This window comes from Biostraticola tofi, from assembly GCF_004343195.1.
In the GTDB taxonomy this organism is placed as follows: domain Bacteria; phylum Pseudomonadota; class Gammaproteobacteria; order Enterobacterales; family Enterobacteriaceae; genus Biostraticola; species Biostraticola tofi.
This window is the reverse complement of record NZ_SMCR01000013.1, coordinates 80,911-88,706: the sequence shown is the minus strand read 5'-3', so window position 1 is coordinate 88,706 and position 7,796 is coordinate 80,911. Positions and strand designations below refer to the sequence as shown.

4 protein-coding genes and 1 pseudogene are annotated in these 7,796 nt (G+C 54.1%); 2 read left to right on the top strand and 3 right to left on the bottom strand.

Annotation, left to right across the window (positions count from 1 at the left end; all coding sequences use genetic code 11):
* Positions 1-86 precede the first annotated feature (86 nt).
* The 3 genes and pseudogenes from EDC52_RS18210 to guaB all read right to left on the bottom strand — a co-directional run.
* Positions 87-572: pseudogene (locus EDC52_RS18210) on the bottom strand (tyrosine-type recombinase/integrase); the annotation flags it as partial.
* A gap of 307 nt (positions 573-879) precedes the next feature.
* A complete protein-coding gene (gene guaA / locus EDC52_RS18205) occupies positions 880-2,457 on the bottom strand; it encodes a glutamine-hydrolyzing GMP synthase (RefSeq protein WP_131867517.1) in 1,578 nt (525 codons plus the stop codon).
* Positions 2,458-2,571: 114 nt separating this feature from the next.
* A complete protein-coding gene (guaB, locus tag EDC52_RS18200; RefSeq protein WP_165911755.1) occupies positions 2,572-4,035 on the bottom strand; it encodes an IMP dehydrogenase in 1,464 nt (487 codons plus the stop codon).
* Positions 4,036-4,204: 169 nt separating this feature from the next.
* Between guaB and xseA the strand changes: the two genes are divergently transcribed.
* Together xseA and mqo are read left to right on the top strand one after the other, a co-directional pair.
* Positions 4,205-5,587 (top strand): exodeoxyribonuclease VII large subunit, encoded by a 1,383-nt coding sequence (gene xseA / locus EDC52_RS18195; RefSeq protein ID WP_131867513.1) that lies wholly within the window; start codon positions 4,205-4,207, stop codon positions 5,585-5,587.
* Positions 5,588-6,137: 550 nt separating this feature from the next.
* The gene (gene mqo, locus EDC52_RS18190; RefSeq protein WP_131867511.1) at positions 6,138-7,760 is read left to right on the top strand and encodes a malate dehydrogenase (quinone); all 1,623 of its coding nucleotides are present in this window, start codon (positions 6,138-6,140) and stop codon (positions 7,758-7,760) included.
* Positions 7,761-7,796 lie beyond the last annotated feature (36 nt).

Genomic DNA, 7,796 nt, shown 5'->3' with positions numbered 1-7,796 from the left:
CATTATCGGCTGGGAAATATATCGCCGGATGAATATGAACGCCGATTACAACAATGTGCCTAAATCCGTGTCCGGTTTTAGTTGACCATTACAGTCGCCGGTGCCCCTCTCTCGACAATGTTATCGGTTAATGCGCGTAAGTCTTCATGTGTAATCTCACTCAGTTTCTGCTGGGCAAATTTTGACTTCAACTCCCTTTGATATACCGAACGCCGCATATCACGCGTCGATTCAGCCATTTGATAGCCGCGTAACCATTTCTCAGCCCATGCACCAAAAGTCTCCGCATCTTTGATACGCGCTTTATCTCTAGCTTTTTCCCTCGCTGGCGATCTTCCACCGACAACCATTTTTTTAGCTTCATTGAGCCGTTCACGCGCTTCTGCAAGCGTGATCCCTCCCACACCATAGCGGCCAAAAGTAACGGTCTCCTGTCTTCCGTTTATTGAATAGTTATAACGAAATGAGATCGTTCCAGCCGGAGTGACCGCAACATACAGACCATCACGGTCATTAACTTTATAGAGTTTCTCCTTCGGCTTAAGGTGACGCAGCCTGGTGTCAGTCAACATGGTTTATTGTTTTCCTTTATCAAAAAATACCATGTTGTAAAAAATTCAGAAAAGTTATTTAACTATCTGTTTTTAATGGAGTTATAAAAAACAAATACCATAACTCAACCGAAATTTATCACATGGTACTTTTTCAAACCTGAATTCAAAACCAGAGAGTACCATCAAAAATTCCATTGAAAAAACCGTGCTTCCCGTTGCTAACAGCTGCCAGAAAGTGCCAGACATAAAAACAAAAAAGCCCGCAGTTACGCGGGCTTAGAGGTACTTTACTGCTTTTACGTGCAGGCTGTTGCCAGACGCGAAATCATTCCCACTCGATCGTCGCCGGCGGTTTACCCGAAATATCATAAACCACTCGTGAAATCCCATCGATCTCATTAATAATCCGGTTCGACACGCGTCCCAGGAACTCGTAAGGCAGATGCGCCCAGTGCGCGGTCATGAAATCGATAGTTTCGACCGCACGCAGCGAAACCACCCAGTCATACTTGCGGCCGTCTCCCATCACACCCACCGATTTAACCGGTAAGAAAACGGTAAATGCCTGGCTGACCTTATGGTAAAGCTCGGCCTTGTGCAGCTCTTCGATAAAGATGGCATCGGCGCGGCGCAGCAGATCGCAATATTCCTTCTTCACTTCACCCAGCACGCGCACGCCCAGGCCCGGTCCCGGGAACGGGTGTCGGTAGAGCATATCGTATGGCAGGCCGAGCTCCAGACCGATCTTGCGCACTTCATCTTTGAACAGCTCTTTGAGCGGCTCAACCAGGCCCAGTTTCATTTCTTTGGGCAGGCCGCCAACGTTATGATGGGATTTGATGACATGGGCTTTACCGGTGGCGGAAGCGGCAGACTCGATAACATCAGGGTAAATAGTGCCCTGAGCAAGCCACTTAACGTGCGGCCGACGGCTGGCCTGGTCGTCAAACACCTCGATGAACACCCGGCCGATGGTCTTGCGCTTGGCTTCAGGTTCGTCAATACCGGCCAGGGCGGCGAGGAACTGGTCTTCGGCCGGCACATGGACGATATTAAGGCCGAACTGTTCGCCAAACATGTCCAGCACCTGGCTGGCTTCATTCAATCGCAGCAGACCGTTATCGACAAACACGCAGGTCAGGCGATCGCCGATGGCGCGATGCAGCAGCATGGCGGTCACCGAAGAGTCCACCCCGCCGGATAAGCCAAGAATGACGTGATCATCACCGATTTGCTCACGCAGGCGGGCAACCGCATCCTCAATGATTTTGGCCGGGGTCCACAAGGCTTCGCACTGGCAGATATCCAGGACAAAACGTTCAAGGATCCGTAGGCCCTGACGGGTATGGGTGACTTCCGGATGGAACTGTACGCCGTAAAGGCGCTTTTCTTCGTTGGCGATAATGGCGTAAGGGCAGGTTTCAGTACTGGCGATGGTCACAAAGCCTTCAGGAATCGCCGTCACTTTATCGCCGTGACTCATCCATACATCCAGCAACGGTCTGCCGTGCGGGTCGAGGGAATCCTGGATATTGCGCACCAGGGCGTTGTCGGCAACCACCTGAACCTGGGCATAACCAAATTCACGATGGCTGGAACCGTCAACTTTACCGCCCAGCTGCAGCGCCATGGTCTGCAGGCCATAGCACACGCCCAATACCGGGAAACCCGCCTGGAAGATGAACTCGGCCGCGCGCGGGCTGTTCTGCTCAGTGGTGCTTTCCGGGCCGCCGGAAAGGATGATACCGCTCGGATTGAATTGGCGGATTTGCGCTTCAGTCACGTCCCAGGCCCAGAGTTCGCAATATACGCCCAGTTCACGCACCCGGCGGGCAATGAGCTGAGTATACTGCGAACCAAAATCCAGAATCAGAATGCGGTGCTTGTGAATGTTGTCGGTCATAGGTGGCGTATTCCAGGAACGGATATCAAAATAATAACAAAAATGGCCCGACGTCATATCGGGCTTATCTTCACCGCATGGGGTAATGCAACCCTACGCGGGCTGAATGGGCGATTAACCCATGCGGTAGTTCGGCGATTCCTTGGTGATGGCCACATCGTGAACATGGCTTTCCTGGATGCCGGCACCGCTGATACGAACGAATTCAGCCTTGGTCCGCAGGTCGTCGATAGTAGCACACCCGGTAAGCCCCATACAGGATCGCAGACCGCCCATTTGCTGATGAACGATCTCCTTCAGGCGGCCTTTATAGGCGACACGGCCCTCGATACCTTCCGGCACCAGTTTATCCGCAGCGTTGTCGGTCTGAAAATAGCGATCCGAGGAGCCTTTGGACATCGCGCCCAATGAACCCATGCCGCGATAGGACTTGAACGAACGGCCCTGGTAAAGTTCGATTTCACCCGGGGATTCTTCAGTACCGGCCAGCATGGAACCGACCATCACGCAGGCCGCGCCGGCAGCAATGGCTTTGGCGATGTCGCCCGAGAAACGGATGCCGCCGTCGGCAATTACCGGGATGCCGGTGCCTTCAAGGGCTTCTACCGCATCAGAGATGGCGGTGATTTGCGGTACACCGACGCCGGTGACGATACGGGTGGTACAGATGGAGCCTGGGCCGATGCCGACCTTGACGGCGCTGACGCCGGCATCAACCAGCGCCAGGGCACCGGAAGCGGTGGCAACGTTGCCGCCGATAATCGGCAGATCAGGATAGCGCCGGCGAGTTTCGCGAATGCGCTGCAGCACGCCTTCCGAATGTCCGTGCGAGGAGTCAATCAGCAGGACGTCGACACCGGCCGCCACCAGCGCATCAACACGTTCTTCGTTACCGGCACCGGCACCCACCGCGGCACCCACGCGAAGACGACCGTGCTCATCTTTACAGGCGTTGGGTTTGCGTTCCGCTTTCTGGAAATCCTTAACCGTAATCATTCCGATGAGGTGGAACTGGGCGTCCACTACCAGAGCTTTTTCCACGCGCTTTTCATGCATTTTTTGCAGCACCACTTCGCGGGCCTCGCCTTCCTTGACGGTGACCAGACGCTCTTTAGGCGTCATCACCGCGGTTACCGGCTGACTCAGATCGGTAACAAAACGCACGTCGCGGCCGGTGATGATGCCGACCAGTTCGTTATCGTCGGTCACCACCGGATAGCCGGCAAAGCCGTTACGGGCAGTCAGTTCTTTGACCTCGGAAAGGGTGGTAGAGGGGGTCACGGTTTTAGGGTCGCTGACCACGCCACTTTCATGTTTTTTCACGCGGCTGACTTCTTCAGCCTGGCGTTCGATGGACATGTTTTTGTGGATAAAACCTATACCGCCTTCTTGAGCCAGGGCAATGGCCAGGCCGGATTCGGTTACGGTGTCCATCGCAGCGGACAGCATCGGTATGTTTAGACGGATGGTTTTCGTCAGTTGGGTACCGAGATCAGCCGTGTTGGGCAGAACGGTAGAGTGGGCAGGCAGCAGGAGAACGTCGTCGAAAGTCAGGGCTTCTTTAGCAATACGTAGCATATGCAATATCTCACCAAGGTGGATGTGAAACAGATAAAATATTGCCGTGGCATTATACAGAACGTAATCGATTGCCTCCAGCATTTTTTTTAAAAAATACTTGATTAGCGGTCCACGATACGTAATATCAACCGATTAACCGGTATTAATGGAGCTTGATCCCGATCACATGGCTACCCCACCCGCTAACCTGATTTTTACCGTCAGCCGTCTGAATAAAACGGTACGAGAACTGCTAGAAGGCGAGATCGGGCAAGTATGGCTGTCCGGGGAGATCTCCAACTTTTCGCAACCGGCATCAGGCCACTGGTATTTTACCCTGAAGGATGACCGGGCCCAGGTTCGCTGCGCCATGTTTCGCAACAGCAATCGCCGGGTCAATCTGCTGCCACGCAATGGCCAGCAAGTGGTGGTGCGAGCCACGCTGACGCTTTACGAGCCGCGTGGCGATTACCAGTTGATTGCCGAAAGTATGCAGCCTGCCGGTGATGGCTTGCTGCAGCAGCAATTTGAGCAACTTAAACAGCAATTGGCCGCAGAAGGGCTTTTCGATATCGCCCTCAAGCAGCCATTGCCCAGCCCTGCCCGCCGAGTCGGGGTAATTACTTCCGCCAGCGGCGCCGCCCTGCACGATATCCTTAACGTACTCAAACGCCGTGATCCGTCGCTGCCAGTGGTTATCTATCCAACCCCGGTTCAGGGCCAGGATGCGCCAATGCAGATTGTGCGGGCTATCGAGGCCGCCAACCGCCGGGCTGAATGCGATGTGCTTATCATCGGCCGTGGCGGTGGGTCACTGGAAGATCTGTGGAGCTTTAATGACGAGCGGGTAGCCCGGGCGATTGCCGCCAGTAGGCTGCCGGTGGTCAGTGCCGTGGGTCACGAAACCGACGTGACCATCGCCGATTTCGTCGCTGATTTACGCGCACCTACTCCTTCGGCCGCTGCGGAGTTGGTCAGCCGTAATCAGCTGGAGCTGCTGCGTCAGCTACAGGGCCAGCTGCAGCGCCTGGAGATGGCAATGGACTATTTTATTGCCCAGCGCCAGCAGCAAGCAACTCGCTTGCAGCATCGCCTGGACCAGCAGCATCCTCATTTACGCCTGGCTCGTCAGCAGACGGCGCTCATCAGGTTGCGTCGTCGTCTGGATGACAGCCTGCAGGCGCAGCTGCGCCGGGCGCAGCGTCGGCATGAACGTCTGCAGCAGCAATTACAGCAGCAGACGCCACTGCCGCGAATTCACCGGGCGCAGCAGCGGCTGCAATCATTGCGGTTCCAGTTGACGCAGCAGGCGACGCGTCAACTGAGCCAACAGCAGCGCACCTTTGGTATGCTCTGCTCACAGCTTGAAGCGGTCAGCCCCCTGAAGACCCTGGCCCGCGGATTCAGCGTAACGACCACTTCCCAGGGTAAACTGGTCAGCCATACTGCTGATGTCGGCATCGGCAGTCAATTGACCACCCGTGTTATGGATGGCTGGGTAGAAAGTCAGGTCACCGCCTTGGTCCCCGCAGCCCCCAAACCGCAGCAACGCCGCCGGAAAGCAACCTGATTTGGTGTTTCATCGCTGGCGAGAGTCTCCCTTGCACCTGCTTGCCTACCTTGGCAACCCTCAGTTATCGATACCGCCTTTGCGCGGCATGTTGCCTGCTGCCTGTGGTCGGAATAACGCAATCGCCCCCTATTAAACCATGTTGATAATTCTCATCCCGACCCCTTATTTAACCTGGGCCTAGGCTGTAATTTCATCAAGAAATAATAACGCCATGACAATAGCAGAGGTTAATTGTGCCAAATACATAAGTAACTGTGATTGGCCGCAACTCTCTAATAAAAATTATTTGATTTCCACAAAAAAAGAAGGTAAACAGATGTAAAGTAAATGTGAAATAAAACAGACTCATCGATAATAAAAAGACTTATATCAGTGAGTTAGGTCCCATAAGTTTTTGCTATCGTGATGTTGTCGACCATGAACTTTCGGGTTTACTTAGCCGGTACCGGCTAATAGAATCAAAGAGATTTGCAGACAGTATTGGGCGCAAACGACCTTAAGATATTGCCCTGCGGTATACTTATTTTCTTAAATAGAGACACTGCGCATGAAAAAGCATTTTAGCGCAGCCCTTGGCATGACCCTCGGTGCGTCATCCAAGCTGAACACGGCTGCGAATAACGCCCCGGTGGATGTTGTGCTGATCGGTGGCGGGGTGATGAGTGCGACGCTTGGGACGTACCTGAAGGAACTTGAGCCCAACTGGACGATCAATATGTATGAACGTCTGGGCAACATCGCCGAAGAAAGCTCTAATGGCTGGAATAACGCCGGTACCGGACACGCTGCCTTTTGTGAGCTTAACTACGCCCCTGAGCAGGCGGATGGCTCTATTGATATTTCCAAAGCGGTGTCGGTCAACGAATCTTTTGAAATTTCTCGCCAGTTCTGGGCCTATCTGGTCAAGCAGAACATCCTGGTTAATCCGCCCAGCTTTATCAATAACGTCCCCCATATGAGTTTTGTCTGGGGCGACGAAGATATCAATTTCCTGCGTAAACGGTATACCGCTCTGCAGAGCAGCACCCTGTTCCGGGGAATGGAATATTCCGAAGACAGCAATCAAATTCGTGCATGGGCGCCGATCGTCATGGAGGGCCGCAAACCTTTTCAGAAGGTGGCGGCCACGCGTATGGCAATGGGAACCGACGTCAATTTCGGCGAAATGACGCAGCAGATGATGACATCGCTGAAGGGACGCGACAAATTCAACCTGCATCTGCGGCATGATGTGGTCGATATCAAACGCAATGCTGACCAAACCTGGACGGTTATCGTCGCTGATAAGGATAACGGCGGCAGGCAGAGCCAGGTGCGGACCCGCTTTATCTTTATCGGCGCCGGCGGCGCTTCACTGAAATTACTGCAGCTTTCCGGCATTCCGGAGGCTCGCGGCTACGCCGGTTTCCCGGTGGGCGGAAAATTCCTGGTGTCCTCCAATCCACAGGTGGTCAGTGGGCATCTGGCAAAAGTCTATGGCAAAGCCTCGGTCGGCGCGCCGCCGATGTCAGTACCCCATATCGATACTCGCGTGCTGGATGGCCAGCGCACCCTGCTGTTTGGCCCGTTTGCGACCTTCAGCAGTAAATTCCTTAAACAGGGATCCTGGCTGGATCTGTTCCGTACGCTGACCCGGCAGAATATACTACCGATGATGCATGTCGGACTGGACAACTTTGACCTGCTCAAATATCTCATCAGTCAGTTGGTGATGTCCGACAAAACCCGCTTGGATGCGTTGCGTGAGTATTATCCTGAAGCGCGGCTTGAAGACTGGTCGCTTATCGATGCCGGCCAGCGGGTGCAGATCATCAAAAAAGACGCCAAAAAAGGCGGCGTATTGCAATTTGGCACCGAAGTGGTCAGTGCGGCCGATGGATCGCTGTCGGCATTGCTGGGCGCCTCTCCGGGCGCGTCGACCGCCGCACCGATTATGCTCGGTCTGCTTGGCACCATGTTCAAGGAGCACATGGCGTCAACTGAATGGCAGGAAAAGCTGCGGCAGATTATTCCGTCCTATGGACAAGAGCTGAATGGCAATCTGGCATTGACCAACAGCATCCGTGCCCATACCAGCGAACTGCTGCAGTTGACCTACACCGAAGCCCGGGAGCATCCTGGTGATCACTGCGCCGAGGGCCAGTGGGATTCGCTGCCCAAAGCGATTTAACCTTGCTGCAAGAGCGCTGTTTCAGCGTTCTTGCAC